The sequence below is a fragment of the Streptomyces sp. NPDC052107 genome, assembly GCF_040680215.1.
In the GTDB taxonomy this organism is placed as follows: Bacteria; Actinomycetota; Actinomycetes; order Streptomycetales; family Streptomycetaceae; genus Streptomyces.
Map to the genome: position 1 here is coordinate 229,192 of NZ_JBFAWG010000007.1, position 21,242 is coordinate 250,433.

Consider the following 21,242-nt stretch of genomic DNA (forward strand, 5'->3'; position numbering starts at 1 on the left):
TCACAGACCGCCAACACTGTGTCCGGATGGTGAACAGGGCATGGCGCTCAGCTAGGCCTCTGACATAGAAACACGTCATGTTCTGGGTCCTTCTCCTGCTCCTGGCCTGGGCTTTCGCCGGTACGGCGTGCACCCGGCTCTGTCTGGCGGCCGTCCGCGCGGCAGCCCTGGACGCGGATGCCACGACGGCGGACCGGGAGCACGATCTGACGCTGTACGAGGCGGCCTTCCTCTCCGGCGGCCCGGCCCGGGTCGCCGATGTGACGATGGTCTCCATGGCCCGCCAGCGGCGCCTGCACCTCGCGCACACCGGCTGGGCCACGGTGGTGGACCCGCGGGGGCGTGATGAGATCGAGCAGTCCGTCATAGGGGCCATAGGTCCGGAGGGACAGTCGCGCATCGCCCCCGTGCGGGCACGGGCGGCCGGCGCCGAGGCGGTACGGCGGCTCGCCGACCGGCTGGTGCGCGCCGGTCTCGCCGTCCCCGACGGCGCCGGCGCGACCGTGGGCACCGCCGTCCGCCAGGTGCGCGCCGCCGCCGCGACCGTGCCGGTGCTCGGGCTGACCGCGCTCCTGCTGCCCGTCCAGACCGGGACGCCACGGCTGCTGGTCGGACTGTGGTTCGCCCTGCCCCTCATCCTGTCCCTGAGCTGCCTCGCCATCGCCCGGTTCGAGGCGCATCCGTACTCGCGCTGGGCCTCCCCGGCCGGGCAACGGCTGCTGGGCGCGCTGGTGCGCAGGCCGGCCGGCGACGAGCGGTCCCTCCTCACCTCGGTCGCCGTACGCGGGATCCGCGCGATCGGCGAGCCGCAGCTGCGCGCCGCCTTCACCCACCGCGACCAGCCCTGGCGGGAGTGAGGGCGGCCTGAGGGTCCCCACAGGGTCTTCCAGGGGCGCATAGGGGGCATTGGCGCCGACACCGGCCGGGTGGTGCTTGCCTTCACCGAGAGCCGAACGAAATATCCCTTGTGTTGTTGCCGGGCCGTGGCAGCCGTGCCATCGCCGTCGCCGCACCGAAGGGATACGCGATGAGAGCTGCCGCCCTGTACTCGGCCGCCGGATCCTTGCTCCTGACCACCCTGGCCGCCGCCCCCGCGGGCGGTGCGGCCCGGGCGGGCGGGGCGGCCGCCGTCCCCGGCACGGCCGAACTGCGCGGCACCGCGGTGGCCGTGGCCCGCGCCCGGGCGACCGGTATCGACTTCGGCGCGTGTTCCGCCACCGACGTACCGGAGGCACCCCGCAACGTGCGGTGCGGCACCGTGACCGTCCCGCTCGACTACGCCCACCCGGAGGGCACGCAGATCCACCTGACCGTCAGCCGGATCCCGGCGACGCAGAAGGACCCGCGCAACAGCAAGCGGAAGGTCCCCCGGCAGGGCGCGCTCGTCTACAACCCCGGCGGCCCCGGCGCGTCCAGCATGTACTTCCCGCTGATCGGCAAGGTCCCGCAGTGGCAGCGGATCGCCGCCGCCTACGACCTGGTCGGCTACGCCCCGCGCGGGGTGGGCCGTTCGGCGCCGCTGTCCTGCGAGGACCCCGAACGCTTCGTCAAGGCGCCCACCGCGTCGCCGACCCACCCGACGGAGGCGTACAAGCGGCAGCGCATCGCCCAGGCCAGGGCGTACGCGCGCGGCTGCGCCCGGCGCTCCGGGAGCAAGCTGCGCTTCTACACCTCGCCGAACAACGCCCGGGACCTCGACGTGCTGCGGGCCGCGCTGGGCGAGGACCGGCTGACCTTCGTCGGAGCGTCGTACGGCACCTACTTCGGCGCGCTGTACGCGACCCTGTTCCCCACGCACGTACGGCGTATGGTGCTGGACTCGGCGGTGAACCCGGACCCGGCGAAGGTCTGGTACCGCAACAACCTCGACCAGTCGGCGGCGTTCGAGGACCGCTGGGCGGACTTCCGGGAGTGGATCGCCCGTCACGACGACGTCTACAAGCTCGGGAACACCGCCGAGAAGGTGCAGCGCGGCTACGACACCGCGCGCGAGCGGCTGGCCGGAAAGGCGGCCGGCGGGAAGGTGGGTCCCGGGCAGCTGCAGAACGCGTTCCTCATGGCCGGGTACGACGACGACTTCTGGCCGAGCCGGGCCGAGGCGCTGTCGGCCTATCTGCACGGCGATCCGAAGCCGCTGGTCCGCCTGGCCGCGCCGAGGGCGGAGACGGCCGCCGAAGCGGAGAACGGCAGCGCGGTCTACACGGCCGTGGAGTGCAACGACGCGCCCTGGCCGACGGACTGGAAGGAGTGGGACCGCGACAACACCCGGCTGGCCAGGGTGGCGCCGTTCGAGACCTGGGACAACGCCTGGATGAACCTGCCGTGCGCCTACTGGCCGGCGCCCCGCCGGCAGCCTCTGGACGTGCGGACCGGGCCGGGCGAACTGCCGCCGGTGCTGATCCTGGCGGCCGAGCGGGACGCGGCGACGCCGTACCCGGGGGCGCTGGAGATGAACCGGCGGCTGGCCGGCTCGGTGCTGGTGACCGAGCGGGATGCGGGGACGCACGGGATCGGGGGCGGGCCCAACCAGTGCGTCAACGGCCACCTCGACGCGTATTTGCTGGAGGGCCGGGTTCCGGGGCGGCGCGCGTCGTGCGCGCCGCACCGGTTGCCTCCGGCGGTCGGGCCGGCAAAAGAGTCCAAGCGAGGCTCTCTGAGGGCCGGGCGGCGCTAGGAGCCCCTTCGCGGCGCTTTAGGCCAGGCCCGCCACCAGGTCCCCGATGTCCTTGCGGCGGCCCGTGAAGAACGGGATTTCCTCGCGGACGTGCATGCGGGCCTCGGAGCCACGCAGGTGGCGCATGAGGTCGACGATGCGGTACAGCTCGTCGGCCTCGAAGGCCAGGATCCACTCGTAGTCGCCGAGGGAGAACGAGGCGACCGTGTTGGCGCGCACGTCCGGGTAGCCGCGGGCCATCTTGCCGTGGTCGGCGAGCATGCGGCGGCGGTCCTCGTCGGGCAGCAGGTACCAGTCGTAGGAGCGCACGAACGGGTAGATGCTGATGTAGTTGCGGGGCGTCTCGTCGGCGAGGAACGCCGGGATGTGCGAGCGGTTGAACTCGGCGGGGCGGTGCAGCGCCATGTTGGACCACACCGGCTCCAGCGCGCGGCCCAGCTTCGTGCGGCGGAAGAGGTTGTACGCATCCTGGAGCTGGTCGCTGGTCTCGGCGTGCCACCAGATCATGAGGTCGGCGTCGGCGCGCAGGCCGGAGACGTCGTAGGTGCCGCGGATCGCCACGTCCTTGGCGGCGAGCTGGTCGAACAGCTCCTGGACCTCGTCGGCGTAACCCGCGCGGTCCTCCGGCAGTACGTCCTTGAGCTTGAAGACCGACCAGAGGGTGTAGCGGATGACCTCGTTGAGGTCCTTGGCCAGCTTGCCCTTGTTCGGGATCCTGCCGGACTCGGTGGTGGGGGCGTCGTCACTCATGGTCCCTATTCTCCCGCTCCGCCGTGGAGGCTCTGCACCGGGTTGGCCGTAAGCTCCCGGATTCCGCTCAGGTCGCCGTCGAGCTGGTCGACGGCCGCGTACGCGCCCGCGATGCAGGCCGGGATGCCGACGCCGTCGTACTGCGCGCCGCACACCGCGAGGCCCGGCAGCTTGGCGACGTGCTCTCGGATGCGGGCCACGCGCGCGTGATGCCCGACGGGGTACTGCGGCAGGCCGTCGGTCCAGCGGGTCACCCGGGTCCGCAGCGGTACGGCGTCCAGGCCGGTGGCCTCCCGCAGATCGTGCCGGGACACCTCGACGAGGGCGGCGTCGTCCCGCTGGAGGATCTCCGTCTCGCCGTGCCGGCCCACGGAGGTGCGCAGCACGACCACGTTCGGGTCCTCCTCGGCGATCCAGCCCCATTTGCGGGAGGCGAACGTGGACGCCTTGATGGTGCGGCCGTCGACGGGCGGGACCAGGAAGCCGCTGCCCTCGGGGAGGTTCAGGCCGGAGCGGCGGTAGGCAAGAGTGACCAGCGCCATGGACGCGTACTCGACGGCGGCCAGCTCGGCGGCGGCCTCCGGGGACTCCGCGCGCAGCAGCCGCGCGGCGGCCGGGGCGGGTACGGCGACGATCACGGCGTCGGCGTGCAGGGCCCGCTCCCCGGCGGTGAGCCGCCAGCCGCCGGACGCCTCGCGGCGCAGCTCGGTGACCGGTGTGCCGGTGAGGATCTCGCCGCCGCGGGCCCGGACGGAGTCGGCGACCGCGAGCGGCAGGGTGCCGACTCCGCCCTCGATGCCCATGAAGACCGGCCCGGTCTGCTGGTTCGCCACCGCTTTGGCCTGGATCTCGCGGACACCCTCCGTGAGGGAGGTGTGGGTGCGGGCGGCCTGGAAGAGCTGCGGGACGGCCGAGCGCATCGAGATGCGGTACGCGTCGCCCGCGTACACCCCTCCGAGCAGCGGCTCGACCAGGCGGTCGACGACCTCGCGGCCGAGCCTCGCGGCCACGTACTCCCCCACGGCCACGTCGTCGCCGACCTCGGTGCGCGGCAGGTCGGCGTCGCGCTCGATACGGGCCAGGTCCTCGTCGGAGAGCACACCGGAGAGCGCGGCGGCGGTGCCGGGGACGCCCATCACATGGCCCTTGGGCATGGGGCGCAGGGCGCCGCGGGTCCAGATCGAGGCGGTCGCGGTGGCCGGCGGCTGGAGGCGCTCCGCCAGGCCCACCTCGCGTGCCAGGGTCACGGCCTCGGGGCGGCGGGCGAGCATCGACTCGGCGCCCAGGTCGACCCGCACGCCCGCGATCTCGCCGGGCAGCAGCTTGCCGCCGACCCGCTCCGCGGCCTCCAGCACGGTCACGCGCGTGCCGCGCCCGAGCAGCCGGTGGGCGGCTGCCAGCCCGGCGATACCGGCTCCGATGACGACGACATGCCCCGTACGCGTACCCGTTGCGCTCATGTCCCCCACTCTCTCAGACCCCACTGACACTCCCGCCAGGGCCGGAGGTCCCCACACCGGGGCCGTTGTCCGAACGTTCCGGCGCGTCCGGCCGTCGTAGGGACGTCACAGGCCGCAGAGCCCTCGGGGGTACCGCCCATGCACACATCACGTTCCACACGACCCGCACGCCCCACCAGGGCCCTGGCGGGGATCCTGCTCGCCGCCTCCCTCGCCCTCGCCGGGTGCGGCGGTGCGGCCGACTCGGGCGGCGACGGCTCGGCGAAGTCCGCGGCGAACGGAGCCGGCGTGGCCGCCGGGCCGGGCGCGGCCGACAGCGCCAAGCCGGCGGCACCGAAGACACCGCGGCTCACCCAGAGCGCGATCATCCGCACCGCGTCCCTCACCCTCCAGGTCAAGGACGTGCCCAAGGCCCTGGACCAGGCCCGGACCACCGCGGAGGACGCGGGCGGCTACGTCAGCAAGGAGAGCACCGGCCGGGACGCCGGCGGCCATGAGCACACCCGGGTCGTGCTGCGGGTGCCCAGCGCGCAGTACGACGAGGTGCTCGCCGGACTCCAGGGCACGGGCCGGCTGATCGACCGTACGGCGCAGGCGGAGGACGTCACCGACCAGGTCGTGGACGTGGACAGCCGCGTCAGGTCGCAGCGGGCCAGCGTGGACCGGATCCGCGCGCTCATGGACCGGGCGACCAAGCTGAGCGATGTCGTCGCGCTGGAGGGCGAGTTGAGCAGCCGTCAGGCCGACCTGGAGGCGCTGCTGGCCCGGCAGGCGTCCTTGAAGGACCGCACGAGCCTCGCCACCATCACGCTGTCGCTGTCCCGGACACCGGTGAAGAAGACGGCCGGCGACGACTCCCCCGGTGTCGTGGACGCCCTGTCCGGCGGCTGGCACGTGTTCGTGACCATGCTGCGCTGGATCGTCCTCGCGCTCGGCGCCGCCCTGCCGTTCGCTGCATTCGCGGCCCTGCTGACGCTGCTGTGGCTGCGGGTCGTACGGCCCCGGCTGCCGCGCCGGCGGGAGCCCGCGCCCGCGACGACCGCGCCGGGCCCGCTGCCGTCGGCCCGCCCGGCGCCGGAACCCTCCGAGGAGCGGCCGGACCGGGATTGAATGCCGACGCCCCGTAGCGTGTTCCCATGAGCATGGGTGACGGACGGGGCGGGACGGAACGACTGGTCGTGATCGGCGGTGACGCCGCGGGCATGTCCGCGGCGTCGCAGGCGCGCCGGCTGAAGGGGCCCGAGGAGCTGGAGATCGTGGCCTTCGAACGCGGCCACTTCACCTCCTTCTCTGCGTGCGGCATCCCGTACTGGGTGGGCGGCGACGTCCCCGAACGCGACGCCCTGATCGCCCGCGCCCCCGAGGAGCACCGGGCGCGCCGGATCGATCTGCGGCTGCGCACCGAGGTCACGGAGATCGACGTGGCCGGACAGCGGGTACGCGCGCGTGACGTCGATTCCGGCGCCGAGTCCTGGACGTCGTACGACAAGCTCGTCATCGCGACCGGCGCGCGCCCGGTCCGCCCCGACCTGCCCGGCGCGGACGCCCCCGGGGTGCACGGCGTGCAGACCCTGGACGACGGCCAGGCGCTGCTGGAGACGCTGGCACGCACGCGTGGCCGCAGGGCCGTGGTCGTGGGCGCCGGCTACATCGGCGTGGAGATGGCGGAGGCGCTGATCAACCGCGGCTTCGAGGTGACGGTCGTCAACCGCGGCAAGGAGCCCATGTCGACGCTCGATGCGGACATGGGCCGTCTGGTGCACCGGGCCATGGAGGGCCTCGGCATCACCATGGTGAACGACGCCGAGGTCACCAAGATCCTCACCGGGGAGGACGGCCGGGCCCGCGCAGTGGCCACGGAGGACGCCGAGTACCCGGCGGACGTGGTGATCCTCGGCATCGGCGTCCGCCCGGAAACCGCTCTCGCCAGGGCCGCGGGGCTGCCCCTCGGCGCCCACGGCGGCCTGCTCACCGACCTCGCGATGCGGGTGCGCGGCCACGGGAACATCTGGGCCGGCGGCGACTGCGTGGAGGTGCTGAACCTGGTCTCCGGCCAGGAGCAGTACATGCCCCTCGGCACCCACGCCAACAAGCACGGCCAGGTCATCGGCACCAACGCCGGCGGCGGTTACGCCACCTTCCCGGGCGTGGTCGGCACGGCGGTCAGCAAGGTCTGCGACCTGGAGATCGCCCGCACCGGTCTGCGCGAGAAGGACGCCGGCCGGGTGGGCCTGCAGTACGAGACGGTCACCATCGAGTCCACCAGCCGCGCCGGTTACTATCCCGGCGCCTCCCCGATGACGGTCAAGATGCTCGCCGAACGCCGCACCGGCCGGCTGCTCGGCGTCCAGATCGTCGGCAGGGAGGGCGCGGCGAAACGGGTCGACATCGCCGCGGTCGCGCTGACCGCGCGGATGACGGCGGAACAGATGACGGCCCTGGACCTGGGCTACGCCCCGCCTTTCTCCCCGGTGTGGGACCCGGTCCTGGTGGCGGCGCGAAAGGCGGCGGCGAAGGTGCGGGACGCCTAGGCCGTTCCGCTGATGCGCGGCAGCGCGGACACGGCCGCCGGCGGCTGCTCCCCGGCGGGCTTCGCGTGCGTGGCGGACGGCCGGGTGGACCGCAGCCGGTAGCTCACCGCCTCGTCCAGCGTCACCGGCCGCTGCATCTGGGAGGCGAGCCGCCCGGCCTCCTGGCCGAGCCGGGCCACGTCCTCCCAGGGGAGCCGTAGGACCAGAGAGATCTCCGCCTCGCCGTCGGGCAGAGCATGCATCGGAGGAGTGATTCGTTCGCTCATCGCCTGTCCTCACGTCGGTTGAAAGGAGATACGCACACGCACCCGACGCCGTTCACCGATTCGCCCGCCGCATCCCGGGCACTACTTCTGTGTGGTCATCCCCGTCCATGACGTGAACCCGGTGCGCCGCACCCCCTGGGTGACGTACGCCCTCATCGCCGCGAACGTCCTGGTGTTCGTCACCACGCCCGGCATAGCCGGTTCCGTGGCCGGCGGCAGCGACCTGGCGCAACTGTGCCATCTGCAGGCCTTCATGGATCATTACGCCGCCGTCCCGCGGGAGCTGATCCACCATCAGTTGCCACGGCTGGTCCCGACGGGACAGGTGGGCGTCGGGCCGCACGGCCCGGGCTGCGTGGTGGCCGCGCCCCACTACGACAAGTCGCCGCCGCTGTCGGTCTTCACGGCGATGTTCCTGCACGGCAGCTGGCTGCACCTGCTCGGGAACATGCTCTTCCTGCTGATCTTCGGCAACAACGTCGAGGACCGGATGGGCCACATCCGGTTCTTCCTCTTCTACGTCGTCTGCGGCTACGCGGCCGGATACGGTTTCGCGCTGCTCAACGCCACCTCGGGCGACCCGCTGATCGGCGCGTCCGGTGCGATCGCGGGGGTGCTCGGCGCCTACATCGTGCTGTGGCCGAGGGCGCGGGTGTGGGTCCTCGTGCCGTTCCTGATCTTCCTGCCGCTCCGGCTGCCCGCCTGGCTGGTGCTGGGCTTCTGGTTCGTGCTGCAGGCGGTCTACTCGTCCGGGCACGGTGTGTCCGGAGCGGGCACGGTGGCGTACGCCGCGCACGTGGTCGGATTCCTGGCGGGCATGGTGCTGGCCTGGCCGCTCAAGGCCGGTACGCCGCCCCCGCCGGAGCCGGGCGGCCTGCTGTTCGGCAGGCGGGCGCGGCCCCGTTACACGTGGTGAGTCAGCACGCGGTCGCGGTGTGGACGTACTCCACGAGACGGGTGAGCGCGTCCGGGTCGGTGTTCGGCAGGACGCCGTGGCCGAGGTTGAAGACATGGCCCTCCAGACCGGCGGCCGCGTCCAGCACCTCGCGGGCCCTGGCCTCGACGGTGTCCTTGTCGGTGAACAGGACCGTCGAGTCGAGGTTGCCCTGGAGCGCCTTGCCGGGGCCTACGCGGCGCCGCGCCTCGTCCAGCGGGACGCGCCAGTCGACGCCGACGACGTCCGCGCCGGCCTCGCCCATGAGCTTCAGCAGCTCACCGGTGCCGACACCGAAGTGGATGCGCGGGACGCCGTAGCCGGAGACGGCCTCGAAGACCTTCGCGGAGGCGGGCATGACCGAGCGCCGGTAGTCCGCCGGGGCAAGGGCGCCGACCCAGGAGTCGAACAGCTGGACCGCGCTCGCGCCGGCCTCGATCTGCACCTTCAGGAAGGCGGCCGTGATGTCGGCCAGGCGGTCCAGCAGGTCGGCCCACAGCTCGGGGTCGCCGTACATCATCGCCTTGGCGTTCTCGTACGTGCGAGAGGGACCGCCCTCGACGAGGTAGCTCGCGAGGGTGAAAGGCGCGCCCGCGAAACCGATCAGCGGGGTCTGTCCCAGCTCCTTGGTGAGCAGGCCGATCGCCTCGGTGACGTAGGGGACGTCCTCGGGCGTGAGGTCGCGCAGCCGGGCCAGGTCGGCGCGGGTGCGGATGGGCTCCTCGACGACCGGGCCGACGCCCGGCTTGATGTCGAGGCCGAGGCCGATGGCCTTCAGCGGGACGACGATGTCGCTGTAGTAGATGGCCGCGTCCACGTGGTGCCGGCGCACCGGCTGCAGCGTGATCTCGGTGACCAGCTCGGGCCGCATGCAGGACTCGAGCATCGGGATGCCCTCGCGCACCTTGCGGTACTCGGGCAGGGAGCGGCCGGCCTGGCGCATGAACCACACGGGGGTGTGCGGCACGGGTTCGCGCCTGCACGCCTTGAGGAAGGCGCTGTCGTACGTCGCTGTCGGCTGCATGCTGGTGTTGGCGGTCACGGGGCAAGTTTCGCATGCCGCCGGATGCGATTGATCCGGGACCGATGCCGGCCGGGAGTCGGGGCGCTCGCCCGCGGCCACGTTCGCCGCGGTGGTGTCTTGCCCTGCACGAAGGCTCCGTTCCCCTTACTCTTCCCGGCATGGCTGCGGCTCACGGACGAATGTCGGACAGCGCTGACGGAATGGACGACGTGAAGGACACCGAGGAGGCGGACCGGCGTTCCGGTACTCCGGGGCCGCCGGCGTTCCAGGCCGCGGTCGACGCCCTGCGCAGCAGCCGGTCGCGGCCGCAGGTCGAGGTGGAGCCCACCCCCGCCCCGCAGCGGCTCGCCCCGTACACGTACGCGCTGGAGGCCGTGGTGATCGACGGCGAGCAGGAGCTGGCCGACGGACGTCTGGTGCTGCTGCACGACCCGGCGGGTCACGACGCCTGGCGCGGAACCTTCCGGCTGGTGACGCTGGTGCGCGCGGAGCTGGAGCCGGAGATGGCCGCCGATCCGCTGCTGCCCGAGGTGTGCTGGTCGTGGCTGACCGGGGCGCTGCAGGCACGCGGGCTCGGCTACGGCGAGCCGAGCGGGACGATCACGCGCGCGAGCTCGCACTATTTCGGCGGGCTGGCCGAGCGGCCGGCGGCCTCGCAGATCGAGATCCGGGCGTCCTGGACGCCCCGTGAGGGCCTCGGCGGAGTGCCCGACACCGCCGCCCACCTGGCCTCCTGGTGCGATCTGCTGGTCCAGGTCGCGGGGCTGCCGCCGGCCGGTCCGGGCGACGCCTCGGTGGTCACGCTGCCGCAGCGCAGGGGTCCGCAGTCACGGTGAGCGGGGCCGTCGGACCGGCCCTTCATCCGCATGGGCGCCTTATTGACCATCCCTTTGTCGATACGGCCACTTTCCGACCCCGAATGACACTCGCTCGAACCGACTCGATCTTCGGATGATCGATCGTGTGTCCGAATTGCACGGATTGTTACTCACTAGATCGTGATCATTCTCTAAAGGCGGACGAGTTTGCTGCCGAAGACGACTGTGACCTGAAAGCACGGTTCGTCCCGGCTTCCTCCCCACAAGCCGGCCCCGTCCCCCCACCCAGGAGGCCTGGTGTCCGTTCTCCTCGAGCAGCCCGCAAGCCTGGTCGCCTACCGCCCGAACAAGCCGACCGCCATGGTGGTCGTGGCCGACCCCCGCGTCCGTTCCACCGTCACCCGCCATCTGTGGGCGCTCGGCGTGCGCGACGTGATCGAAGCCTCGTCCGTCGCGGAGGCTCGTCCCCGCATCGGCAACCCGCGCGACATCTGCGTCGCCGACGTCCATCTGCCCGACGGCTCCGGCCTGACCCTGCTGTCCGAGACCCGCGCCGCGGGCTGGCCCAACGGGCTGGCGCTGTCCGCCGCCGACGACATCGGCGCGGTGCGCAACGCCCTGGCCGGCGGGGTCAAGGGTTACGTCGTCACCGGCACCCGTACCAACCTCGGCATGCCCACCCGGCCCGGCGCCGCTCCCCTCGGCGCCGCCCGGATGCACCGCCGCCCCCCGGGTGCCCCGAGCCACCCGGGCGGCTACCGCGAGCTGTCCGGCCGCGAGGTCGAGGTGCTGCGGCTGGTCGCGGAGGGCCAGTCGAACAAGGCGATCGGCGTCTCCATGGGCCTGTCCGCCCTGACCGTCAAGAGCCACCTCGCCCGCATCGCCCGCAAGCTGGGCACGGGCGACCGGGCCGGCATGGTGGCCGTGGCCCTGCGCACGGGGATCATCCACTGAGCCCAGCCCGATCACCGCGCCGGTCCCGAGCCGGTCACCGAAACGATCACCGTTTACCGAGCCACCCTTAAGCCACCCATTGAGCCGTTCAGAGCAGCGGACGGTGCACTCACGTGAACCGCACCTTTCACCGGCCTGACTGGTTTACGACCCTCCGGCGCCCATCGACGGAACGTTCCGTCGACGGGCGCCGTCCACACACCGATACCCTTGACAGGTGACCGACGCCCAAGACACCGCAGCAGACAGCTCCCTGCGTACCACCGGAGGCACTCCTCCGGACGACGCCGGATCTTCTGTGATGGGGGCGCCGACACCGCTGCTCGAACCCCGCGAGGGAATTCCGCCCGTCGTCGCCGACGAGGCCGCGCTCGCCAAGGTGGTCGCCGCCTTCGCCGCGGGCTCCGGCCCGGTCGCCGTCGACGCCGAGCGCGCCTCCGGCTACCGCTACGGCCAGCGCGCCTACCTGGTGCAGCTGCGCCGCGAGGGTGCGGGAACCGCCCTGATCGACCCCATGGCCTGCCCCGACCTGTCCGGGCTCGGCGAGGCCCTGTCCGGCGTCGAATGGGTCCTGCACGCCGCCACCCAGGACCTGCCCTGTCTGCGCGAAATAGGCATGGTCCCGACCCGGCTCTTCGACACCGAGCTGGCCGGCCGGCTCGCCGGGTTCCCCCGGGTCGGGCTCGGCGCCATGGTCGAGAACGTCCTCGGCTTCGTCCTGGAGAAGGGCCACTCCGCCGTCGACTGGTCGACCCGGCCGCTGCCCGAGCCGTGGCTCAGATACGCCGCGCTCGACGTGGAACTCCTCGTCGACCTGCGCGACGCCCTGGAGAAGGAGCTGGACCGGCAGGGCAAGCTGGAGTGGGCCCTGCAGGAGTTCGACGCGATCGCGGCCGCACCGCCGGCCGAGCCGAGGAAGGACCCGTGGCGGCGTACGTCCGGGATGCACAAGGTGCGCAGGCGCCGGCAGCTCGGTGTCGTACGGGAGCTGTGGGAGACGCGGGACCGGATCGCGCAGCGGCGGGATGTCTCGCCGGGCAAGGTGCTCAGCGACGCCGCCATCGTGGAGGCGGCGCTCGCTCTTCCGGCCAACGCCCATGCGCTCGCGACGCTGAACGGGTTCGGCCACCGGATGGGGCGGCGGCAGCTGGAGCAGTGGCAGGCGGCGGTCGACCGGGCCAAGGCCCTGCCGGACTCCGCGCTGCCTCAGCCGGGTCAGCCCGTGACCGGGCCTCCGCCGCCGCGGGCCTGGGCCGACAAGGACCCCGTCGCCGCTGCCCGGCTGACCGCGGCCCGGGCGGGAGTCAGCGCTCTCGCCGAGCGGCTCGCCATGCCGCAGGAGAACCTGGTTTCGCCGGACACGGTCCGGCGTATTTGCTGGGAGCCGCCGAAGACTGTCGACACCGAGTCCGTCGGGGCTGCGCTGGCGGGGTACGGCGCGCGTGCGTGGCAGGTGGAACTGGTCACGCCGGTGCTGGTGAGTGCGCTGTCCGCGAAGGGTGCCTAGCCGCCGTGACGCTCGATCGGATACGGCGGCTGCGGGCTGTCTTTGGTTCCCCGCGCACCTCACGGAAGCGGAACAGACACGTCGAGATCACGCCAAGATCCTGGGACCGCTGCAGGGAAGGGACGGAGAAGCCGGCCGGGGTGTGACGTTCACCGCTCCCCCCACCAGGACTGTGCAGCTACGTTACTCATAAGTAGCATGGGTCCTGAGCGCGCGCTCAGCGCAACGCAGCAGTGCCATCCCGCACCCTGGAGGAGAGCCATCGTGCCTCGTACCGTCAGGGACGTCGTCTTCGTCGACGGCGTCCGCACCCCGTTCGGCAAGGCGGGCCCGAAGGGCATCTACCACGAGACCCGCGCCGACGACCTCGTCGTGAAGGCGATCCGGGAGCTGCTGCGCCGCAACCCCGGTCTGGACCCGAAGAAGATCGACGAGGTCGCCATCGCGGCCACCACGCAGATCGGCGACCAGGGCCTCACCCTCGGCCGTACGGCCGGCATCCTCGCGGGCCTGCCGCAGTCGGTGCCCGGCTACTCCATCGACCGCATGTGCGCCGGCGCGCTGACCGCCGTGACGACCACCGCCGGTTCGATCGCCTTCGGTGCCTACGACGCCGTCATCGCCGGTGGCGTGGAGCACATGGGCCGCCACCCGATGGGCGAGGGCGTGGACCCGAACCCGCGGTTCGTCTCCGAGAAGCTGGTCGACGAGTCGGCCCTGTTCATGGGCATGACGGCGGAGAACCTGCACGACCGCTACCCGCACATCACCAAGCTGCGCGCCGACGAGTACGCGGTCCGCTCGCAGGAGAAGGCCGCCAAGGCGTACGCCAACGGCAAGATCCAGCAGGACCTGGTGCCGATCTCGGTGCGCCGCACCAACCCGGAGGCCGGCGAGACCGGCTGGGGCCTGGTCACCGCCGACGAGCCGATGCGCCCGGGCACGACCCTGGAGAGCCTGTCCGGCCTGAAGACGCCGTTCCGCGTCCACGGCCGGGTCACCGCCGGTAACGCGGCCGGTCTGAACGACGGCGCCACCGCCTCGATCATCGCCTCCGAGGACTTCGCCCGCGAGAACGGCCTGCCGGTCAAGATGCGGCTCGTCTCCTACGCCTTCGCGGGCGTGGAGCCGGAGGTCATGGGCTACGGCCCGATCCCGGCCACGGAGAAGGCCCTCGCCAAGGCGGGCCTGTCCATCTCCGACATCGGCCTGTTCGAGATCAACGAGGCCTTCGCCGTCCAGGTCCTGGCCTTCCTCGACCACTACGGCATCGCGGACGACGACGAGCGCGTCAACCAGTACGGCGGCGCCATCGCCTTCGGTCACCCGCTGGCCTCCTCCGGCGTCCGTCTGATGACGCAGCTGGCCCGCCAGTTCGAGGAGCAGCGACACGTCCGCTACGGCCTGACCACCATGTGCGTCGGCTTCGGCATGGGCGCGACGGTCATCTGGGAGAACCCGCACTTCGAGGGGGACAAGTGAGCACCACCGCCGAGCTTCTGAAGCAGGCCGCGCAGCAGTTCCCCGACGAGGTCGTCACCAGTGCGCACGTACGCCACTTCGACCTGCCGTTCGGCGCCGGCCGTTTCGCGCTGATCACGCTGGACAACGGTTTCGACCACACCAAGCCGACCACCTTCGGCCCCGGCTCGCTGGCGAACCTGAACACCGCCATCGACCAGGTCGAGAAGGAGGCGGCGGACGGCGAGATCGTCGGCGTCGGCATCACCGGCAAGCCGTTCATCTTCGCGGTCGGCGCCGACCTCAAGGGCGTCGAGGTCCTCAAGGAGCACGAGCACGCGCTCGCCATCGGCAAGGGCGGCCACGACGTCTTCAAGCGTCTGTCGAACCTGGCCGTGCCGACCTTCGCCTACTACAACGGCGCGGCGATGGGCGGCGGTGTCGAGGTCGGTCTGCACTGCACCTACCGCACGGTGTCGAAAGCCGTCCCGGCGTTCTCGCTGCCCGAGGTCTTCCTCGGCCTGGTCCCCGGCTGGGGCGGCTGCACCCTGCTGCCGAACCTGATCGGTGCCGACAAGGCCGTCTCGGTCATCATCGAGAACTCGCTGAACCAGAACAAGCAGCTCAAGGGCAAGCAGGTCTTCGAGCTCGGCATCGCCGACGCGATCTTCGAGGGCGCCGACTTCCTGGAGCAGTCGCTGATCTGGACCGCGCAGGTCCTCAAGGGCGACGTCCAGGTCGAGCGCCCGGTGATCGACCGCGGTGAGGCCTGGGACCAGGCCGTGGCCAAGGGCCGGTTCATCGCGGACTCCAAGGTGCACGGCGCGGCTCCGGCCGCCTACCGCGCCCTCGACATCATCGCGGCCGCCAAGAACGGCGACCTGCAGCAGGGTTACGACGCCGAGGACCAGGCCCTCGCGGACCTGATCATGAGCGGCGAACTGCGCGCCGGGCTCTACGCGTTCAACCTGGTCCAGAAGCGCGGCAAGCGTCCCGCGGGCGCCCCGGACAAGAACCTGGCCCGCCCGGTCACCAAGGTCGGCGTCGTCGGCGCCGGTCTGATGGCCTCCCAGCTGGCCCTGCTCTTCCTGCGCCGCCTGGAGGTGCCGGTCGTGCTGACCGACATCGACCAGGAGCGCGTCGACAAGGGTGTGGGTTACGTCCACTCCGAGATCGACAAGCTGCTCGGCAAGGGCCGGATCAACCAGGACAAGGCCAACCGCCTCAAGGCGCTGGTGACCGGTGTGCTGGACAAGGCCGAGGCCTTCGCGGACGCCGACTTCGTCATCGAGGCCGTCTTCGAGGAGATCGGCGTCAAGCAGCAGGTGTTCGCGGAGGTCGAGGCGGTCGCCCCGGCGCACGCGATCCTCGCGACCAACACCTCCTCGCTGTCGGTGACGGAGATGGCGTCGAAGCTCAAGCACCCCGAGCGGGTCGTGGGCTTCCACTTCTTCAACCCGGTCGCGGTACTGCCGCTGCTGGAGATCGTCCGCGGCGAGAAGACCGACGACGCCTCCCTGGCCACCGCGTTCGCCGTCGCCAAGAAGCTGAAGAAGACCGCGGTTCTGGTCAAGGACGCCCCGGCGTTCGTCGTGAACCGCATCCTGACCCGCTTCATGGGCGAGATCCAGAACGTCATCGACGAGGGCACCCCGGTCGAGGTCGCCGAGAAGGCCGTGGAGCCGCTCGGTCTGCCGATGTCCCCGCTGGTGCTGCTGGAGCTGGTCGGTCCGGCGATCGGCCTGCACGTCTCGGAGACCCTCAACCGGGCCTTCCCGGACCGCTTCACGGTCTCCCCGAACCTCGCCGCCGTGGTCAAGGCGGGCAAGCGCGGCTTCTACGTCTACGACAGCGGCAAGCCGGAGCTGGACCCGGAGGTCGCCGCGCTGCTGAAGCAGGGCGACGTCGTGCTCACCGAGGAGCAAGTCCGCGCCCGGGTGCTGGACGCGGTGGCGCAGGAGATCGGGCTCATGCTCGACGAGGACGTCGTCGCCGAGGCCCAGGACATCGACCTCTGCCTCATCACCGGCGCCGGCTGGCCCTTCCACCTGGGCGGCATCACGCCGTACCTGGACCGCGAGGGCGTCTCGGAGCGCGTGAACGGCAAGAAGTTCCTGGCGCAGGGCGTGGCGAGCGTCCCCGCGTAAGGCACCGCGTACGGTCGTACGATGCCCGGCACACCGACTGGTGTGCCGGGCATCGGCGTTGTCAGGCCTCGGCCGGGCGGTCGTCCTCGACATGGACGACGTGCAGCTCGGTGCCGTCCCGGTCGCGCCGGGAGCGGCCGAGGATGCCGACGGCCAGGTGTGAGGGATCGGCGGAGTCGTCCAGCGGGACGAAGGTGACGACGTCCGGGTGGTGGCCGGTCACCAGCCAGCCCTCGCCGTTGTTCAGTTCCAGCACCCGGAAGTCGCCCGCGGGCCCTCCCACCCGTACCGGCCCGAACTCCCGCAGGATCTCGGTGGCTTGGGCGGCCGGGTCCCCGGTGGGCTGTTCGAGCACCACGCAGGTGCCGTGCTCGAACAGCACCCATGTCTTTCCGGAGTCGGCGAGGAGACGCCGCCAGGCGTCGATGAGAGTCTCGGTGTCCACGGTGGCCATCATGGCGCACTCAGACCTGCCGCCACGCCTCCAGTGCCAGTCCCGGCTCGGACTTGCGGCGGGTCAGCAGGAGTTGGCCGGTCGACGGGGACAACGTCGCCGCAACGACCCGGTCGTCCTGGTCCGTCGTCAGGGACACCGTCGCGTCCACCGGCAGGCGCGGGCCCGACTCGGTCCACCAGGCGCCCGCCGACTCCCGTTCGGTCGGGTAGGCGGAGAAGGCGACGCGGCCGCTCGCCGAGCGCTGGGCGAGCAGGGTGCAGTCGTGGCCGTCGAGTTCGCAGCGGACCGCCGAGACCGGGCCGGAACCGGCGGAGGGCAGCAGGGTGACCGGTTTGCCGCCGGGGCGCCAGGCGCACAGGTCGCCGTCCGTGTCGGTGTAGAAGAGCGTCGTGCTGTCGGGAGACGTGGCGAGGGCGTAGAGGGTGCCCGGGCGGACCGGGGTGCGCAGGGACTGGGTCAGGACCGGCTCGGCGCCCGCCTCCTCCTGGCGCCAGTGGCGGATCCCGTCGGGGACGGCCGCGTACAGCTCGACCCGGCCGGACTCCCCCGTCACCGCCGCCAGACCGTCCCGGACGTTCTCGCCCTTCAGGTCCCGCCAGGCCGCCCAGCCGCCCTTCTCCTTCTGGACGAGCAGGCGCACCCCGCCCTGGCCGTCGGGCACGAAGACATGGGCGCGACCCTGGGCGTCGACGGCCACCGCGGGCGTGCCCGTGCGGTCGCCCTTCCTCTGCGGGTGGCCGAGCGGGTTCCAGTCCAGGGCCGCGAGGCGCGGCCGGTAGTGGGTGGAGTGGACGAGTCCCGACTCGCCCTTGACGGTGGGCCGCCAGGACACCAGATGGGCGTAGCCGTCGGTGCCCTGGCCGAGCGCCAGCACGGGGTGCAGTTTCTGGTCGCCGCCCACCGTGCGCGGGGTGGTCCAGGGGCCGCCGGGCTCGCGCTCCGCCCGGCACAGGACGGCGTCGCCCGACAGCTGGTAGACACTGAGCCGGCCGTCTCGGCCGCGCAGGAGCCAGTCGCCGTTCACCGGTTCACTCTAGCCGCGGGCCGCACAAAAACCCTCGCCGCCCCTGGTCACAGCCGCTTCGCCGTGCGGAACAGCTTGGCGTAGAAACCGTTGCCGTCGAGACGCGAGACACCGCCCTGGTCGCCGATCGTGGGGCCGTTCTGCTCCTTGCGGCTGGAGATGAAGACCTTGTGGCCCTCGGTGTCCGGGCCGAGGTAGATCGCGGAGTGGTCCATGTGGTTGCCGGTGCGGTGGTCCATCTTGAAGAACAGCAGATCGCCGGGCTGGAGGACGTCGATGTTCTGCGGCCGTACGTACCAGGGGCTCGGGCCCTGGAGCTTGATGATGTCGACGCCCTCCTTGCCGCGGGCCATGCCGTCGGCGGTGCGCGGCAGCCCGTCGCCGTGGTCGTTGTCGGACATCAGCGGGTAGCGGGCGCGGTAGCCGTAGACCAGGCGCAGATAGCCGGAGCAGTCCACGGCGCGCAGGCGGTCCTGCTGCGGGTACTGGGTGACACCGTCCCGGAAGGTGTACGGGATGCCCAGGTAGTCGTAGAAGTCGGTCTGCTCGTAGCGGTCGACGCCGTCGGCCTTGAGGGGGCCGTAGGTGGCGTGCCCGGCGTACTGGACGCCCTGGTCGTCCTTCTTGGCCGGCGCGCCCACGATGTACTGGAAGGCGAACGCGAAGACGTCGTCCTCCTCGCTGCCGTAGTACTGCTTGAACCAGTCCTTGAACCACTGCTGCTTCTCGGAACCCTTGGTCCAGGTCTCCGGCATCAGGCGGACCCAGTCGTCGGTGACCACCTTGGTGGTGGTGTTGGCCGGTTCGCTGAAGGTGCGGGTCGGGCCCTTGAGGGTGGCGGTACGGGCGCCGTCCGTGAAGGTGGCGATGACCGCGCCCTTGCCGTCGCGCAGGACCGAGCGCGCCGGGTTGTTCAGCCGTTCCCAGGTCTGCTTGCCGGTCGCCCCGCCCGAGCTGTTCAGGTTCTCGGTGATGCTCTGGGCGGCCGGGACCTTCGCCTGCTCGTCCTTGCGCAGTTCGAAGGTGAAGTAGGCGCTGCCCGCGAGCAGCGCCAGGACCGTCACCGTGTGGACGACCGGGCGGCCTTTGCGCTTCGGCATGGTGGGGGCTCCAGGAATGCGTGCGTCGGATACGGGCGGGTTCAGGCGGTCGGCATGGCGCCGAGGAGGATGCCGGCGGTCAGCACCACATAGGTGGCGAGGGAGACCGACGCGACGGACAGCAGGGTCGCGCCCTTGGGCTGGCGGACCAGCTGGTAGCCGATCAGGCCGGGGACGATGAAGCCGAGCGTCTGGTTGGCGTACAACAGCGGGAACTCCATCTGCAGCACGATGATCACGGTGGCCTGGATGAGCACACCGCTGAGCACGACCGCCGCGAAGAGCCGCTTGCCGTACAGGATCACGAACTTCTGCATGAGCAGTGTGGCGAGGTACGTCAGCACGGTCACGCCGACGACGAGCGCGGCGCGCTGGAGGTCCTCGATCAGGGTGAGCGCGAGCCAGCCCGGAGTGATCATGCCGCCCGGCGACAGGTTGGTCGTCAGGTAACACATGAGAGAGAACATCAGGCCCAGGCCGATGCCGATCGCGGCGATCTCGGGGGTGAGGACGGAGGGGATCAACGCTGTTCTCCTGGGCTGTGCCACTGCTGGCTGTCGTCGGCGGAAGGCTGGGGCGGGATGCGGGGCTCGAACAGCCCGCGGGACTGCGCCGGTCGGCCGCTGTCGGCGGGTGCCTGGGGCAGGGCGGGCCGGCCGGCTTGATTGGGCTGGGGCTCGGTCCAGGTGCCGTACGACTGCGCCTGCTCGTGTCCGGCCCGGTGCACCGGCTCCTCGTGCCGGTGGGGCTGTGCGGCGCTCCGCTGCACCGGAAGCTGCGGGACGTACGGCTGCTGGTGCTGGGCGTAGCGCGACTCGTACGCCTCCGAGTAGTGCTGGTAGGGGTCGATGCGGGGCGCGTACAGCTGCATCGTCTCCGAGGGGTCGACCCGGGCGGGCGCCGGCTCGGTCCGGCCGGCCGGTGCCGCGGCGACCGGCTCGTCGGCGCTGTCGTCCGGCGGGAGTTCGGCGAGGTGCTCCAGCAGGATCTCGCCCTGGCCGTGGATGTTGCCGATCGCTACCATCGACGAGTCCGCGCCGAGCATGTCCAGCATCTTGCCCATGAACTCCTCGGGGTCGCGCTTGTCGCCGCCGAGGTCCACGGCGCGCGAGCGGAACTCGGCGGGGATGGCGTCGATGGCGGACTTGGCCGGGTGGCCGATGACGAAGACGCGCTCGGGGTCGAGGTCGGGGATGATCTCGCCCATCTGACCGTTGCGTTCGACGCGGTCGGGGCGGCAGTTGATGACCACGTTGAGCGGGCGGTGGATGGCGCCGAGGTCGAGCAGCTGGTTGATGTTCATCAGCGTCGACTCGGGGTCGTTGGCGGCGAAGACGTTGGCGAACCGCAGCTTCTTGCCCTCGGGCGTCCGATAGCGCTCGACGGAGAGGACACCGGGGTCGGGCGGGGCGTCGTACATGCCCTGCAGGGCCGTCTCGCGGTCCACGCCGAGGAGTTCGGCGACGGTCAGCGCGATGGCGACGTTCTCCTTGAAGGTGAACCAGCTGAACCCGCGCAGCTCCTCGTCGGTCACCGTCTCGGGGTCGGCGTAGATCAGCTTGCAGTTCCGGGCGTCCGCCTCCTCCTCGAGGATGTCGAAGCGGTCCTTCTCGGCGGTGACGCAGATGCCGTCCTCGGGCATCGAGCGGCACAGCGAGCGCGCCACGTCGTCCAGGGTGGGGCCCATCTCGGCGAGGTGGTCCTCGCGGACGTTGCACAGCACGCCGATGGTGGAGCGGATCAGCTTGGACTGGTTGATCTCCTGCAGGGCCGGCATCACGGCCATGCACTCGATGACCAGCGCGTCCGGCTTGTACGCGGCGGCGCGCCGCACGATGCCGATCTGCTCGACCACGTTGGCGATACCGAACTTGCGGTAGACCGGCTCCTCGGTGGCGTCCGGGTGGATGAACCGGGCCGCGGTGCCGGTGGTCTTGGCGACGGTGGTGAGGCCTCCGCCGCGCAGGGCGCCCGCGCACAGCCGGGTGATGGAGGACTTGCCGCGGATGCCGTTGACCAGGACCCGGGTGGGGATGTGGTCCAGGTTGGTGAAGTGCCGCCGCTGTTCCACGATGCCTGCTGCGAGCAGCATCGCGCAGCAGACCAGCAGCACGGTGTAGAGGAAGAGCACGGGT

Annotated in this window: 19 protein-coding genes; 10 read left to right on the top strand and 9 right to left on the bottom strand. The window is 71.5% G+C overall.

Features of this window, described 5'->3' with window-relative positions; all coding sequences use genetic code 11:
- Positions 1-77: 77 nt before the first annotated feature.
- On the top strand, positions 78-857 hold the full coding sequence (locus tag AB0M27_RS10665; protein WP_365720081.1) for a TIGR04222 domain-containing membrane protein: 780 nt from the start codon (positions 78-80) through the stop codon (positions 855-857).
- 170 nt (positions 858-1,027) lie between these two features.
- Positions 1,028-2,674, top strand: coding sequence for an alpha/beta hydrolase (locus tag AB0M27_RS10670; RefSeq protein WP_365720083.1), 1,647 nt, complete (start codon positions 1,028-1,030; stop codon positions 2,672-2,674).
- A gap of 18 nt (positions 2,675-2,692) precedes the next feature.
- On the opposite strand, the gene hemQ is transcribed toward AB0M27_RS10670, so the two are convergent.
- Together hemQ and hemG are read right to left on the bottom strand one after the other, a co-directional pair.
- Positions 2,693-3,424 carry a hydrogen peroxide-dependent heme synthase gene (gene hemQ, locus AB0M27_RS10675; RefSeq protein WP_365720086.1) on the bottom strand — a complete coding sequence of 244 codons (732 nt, stop codon included), beginning with the start codon at positions 3,422-3,424 and terminating at the stop codon, positions 2,693-2,695.
- A 5-nt stretch (positions 3,425-3,429) separates the two neighbouring features.
- Entirely contained in the window at positions 3,430-4,884 is a 1,455-nt protein-coding gene (gene hemG / locus AB0M27_RS10680; RefSeq protein ID WP_365720088.1) for a protoporphyrinogen oxidase, read from the bottom strand.
- Positions 4,885-5,022: 138 nt separating this feature from the next.
- Between hemG and AB0M27_RS10685 the strand changes: the two genes are divergently transcribed.
- Both AB0M27_RS10685 and AB0M27_RS10690 read left to right on the top strand, forming a co-directional pair.
- A complete protein-coding gene (locus AB0M27_RS10685; protein WP_365720090.1) occupies positions 5,023-5,994 on the top strand; it encodes a DUF4349 domain-containing protein in 972 nt (323 codons plus the stop codon).
- Positions 5,995-6,020: 26 nt separating this feature from the next.
- On the top strand, positions 6,021-7,415 hold the full coding sequence (locus tag AB0M27_RS10690; protein ID WP_365720092.1) for an FAD-dependent oxidoreductase: 1,395 nt from the start codon (positions 6,021-6,023) through the stop codon (positions 7,413-7,415).
- On the opposite strand, the gene AB0M27_RS10695 is transcribed toward AB0M27_RS10690, so the two are convergent.
- Complete coding sequence (locus AB0M27_RS10695; protein WP_351806705.1) at positions 7,412-7,681, bottom strand: hypothetical protein; 270 nt, start codon at positions 7,679-7,681, stop codon at positions 7,412-7,414. The two genes, AB0M27_RS10690 and AB0M27_RS10695, sit on opposite strands and share 4 nt — an antisense overlap.
- Before the next feature lie 91 nt (positions 7,682-7,772).
- Here AB0M27_RS10695 and AB0M27_RS10700 point away from each other — a divergent pair, with 91 nt between their 5' ends.
- Positions 7,773-8,597 carry a rhomboid family intramembrane serine protease gene (locus AB0M27_RS10700; RefSeq protein ID WP_365720094.1) on the top strand — a complete coding sequence of 275 codons (825 nt, stop codon included), beginning with the start codon at positions 7,773-7,775 and terminating at the stop codon, positions 8,595-8,597.
- A 1-nt stretch (position 8,598) separates the two neighbouring features.
- Here the strand turns inward: AB0M27_RS10700 and hemE are convergent, their stop codons facing one another.
- Positions 8,599-9,657 carry a uroporphyrinogen decarboxylase gene (gene hemE / locus AB0M27_RS10705; RefSeq protein WP_365720096.1) on the bottom strand — a complete coding sequence of 353 codons (1,059 nt, stop codon included), beginning with the start codon at positions 9,655-9,657 and terminating at the stop codon, positions 8,599-8,601.
- A 140-nt stretch (positions 9,658-9,797) separates the two neighbouring features.
- Here hemE and AB0M27_RS10710 point away from each other — a divergent pair, with 140 nt between their 5' ends.
- The 5 genes from AB0M27_RS10710 (at position 9,798) to AB0M27_RS10730 (ending at position 16,526) form a co-directional block, all read left to right on the top strand.
- Positions 9,798-10,475, top strand: coding sequence for a DUF3000 domain-containing protein (locus tag AB0M27_RS10710; RefSeq protein ID WP_365720098.1), 678 nt, complete (start codon positions 9,798-9,800; stop codon positions 10,473-10,475).
- Positions 10,476-10,754: 279 nt separating this feature from the next.
- Positions 10,755-11,411, top strand: coding sequence for a response regulator transcription factor (locus AB0M27_RS10715; protein WP_365720100.1), 657 nt, complete (start codon positions 10,755-10,757; stop codon positions 11,409-11,411).
- Positions 11,412-11,628: 217 nt separating this feature from the next.
- Complete coding sequence (locus AB0M27_RS10720) at positions 11,629-12,918, top strand: ribonuclease D (RefSeq protein ID WP_365720102.1); 1,290 nt, start codon at positions 11,629-11,631, stop codon at positions 12,916-12,918.
- A 264-nt stretch (positions 12,919-13,182) separates the two neighbouring features.
- Positions 13,183-14,400, top strand: coding sequence for an acetyl-CoA C-acyltransferase (locus tag AB0M27_RS10725; RefSeq protein ID WP_365720104.1), 1,218 nt, complete (start codon positions 13,183-13,185; stop codon positions 14,398-14,400).
- On the top strand, positions 14,397-16,526 hold the full coding sequence (locus AB0M27_RS10730) for a 3-hydroxyacyl-CoA dehydrogenase NAD-binding domain-containing protein (RefSeq protein WP_365720106.1): 2,130 nt from the start codon (positions 14,397-14,399) through the stop codon (positions 16,524-16,526). The genes AB0M27_RS10725 and AB0M27_RS10730 overlap by 4 nt, the downstream gene beginning before the upstream one ends.
- A gap of 61 nt (positions 16,527-16,587) precedes the next feature.
- Here AB0M27_RS10730 and AB0M27_RS10735 read toward each other — a convergent pair whose 3' ends face one another.
- The 5 genes from AB0M27_RS10735 to pgsB are packed head-to-tail and all read right to left on the bottom strand — an operon-like array spanning position 16,588 to position 21,238.
- Positions 16,588-16,980, bottom strand: a complete 393-nt coding sequence (locus AB0M27_RS10735; RefSeq protein WP_365720167.1) for a hypothetical protein — start codon at positions 16,978-16,980, stop codon at positions 16,588-16,590.
- Between the two features lie 10 nt (positions 16,981-16,990).
- Positions 16,991-18,007: a hypothetical protein gene (locus AB0M27_RS10740; protein ID WP_365720108.1), complete on the bottom strand. Its 1,017-nt coding sequence runs from the start codon at positions 18,005-18,007 to the stop codon at positions 16,991-16,993.
- Positions 18,008-18,054: 47 nt separating this feature from the next.
- Entirely contained in the window at positions 18,055-19,107 is a 1,053-nt protein-coding gene (locus tag AB0M27_RS10745) for an NlpC/P60 family protein (RefSeq protein WP_365720110.1), read from the bottom strand.
- Positions 19,108-19,148: 41 nt separating this feature from the next.
- Complete coding sequence (locus AB0M27_RS10750) at positions 19,149-19,631, bottom strand: poly-gamma-glutamate biosynthesis protein PgsC/CapC (protein ID WP_031169214.1); 483 nt, start codon at positions 19,629-19,631, stop codon at positions 19,149-19,151.
- Positions 19,628-21,238, bottom strand: coding sequence for a poly-gamma-glutamate synthase PgsB (gene pgsB, locus AB0M27_RS10755; RefSeq protein ID WP_365720112.1), 1,611 nt, complete (start codon positions 21,236-21,238; stop codon positions 19,628-19,630). Before pgsB ends, AB0M27_RS10750 begins: the two co-directional genes overlap by 4 nt.
- Between the last annotated feature and the right edge of the window lie 4 nt (positions 21,239-21,242).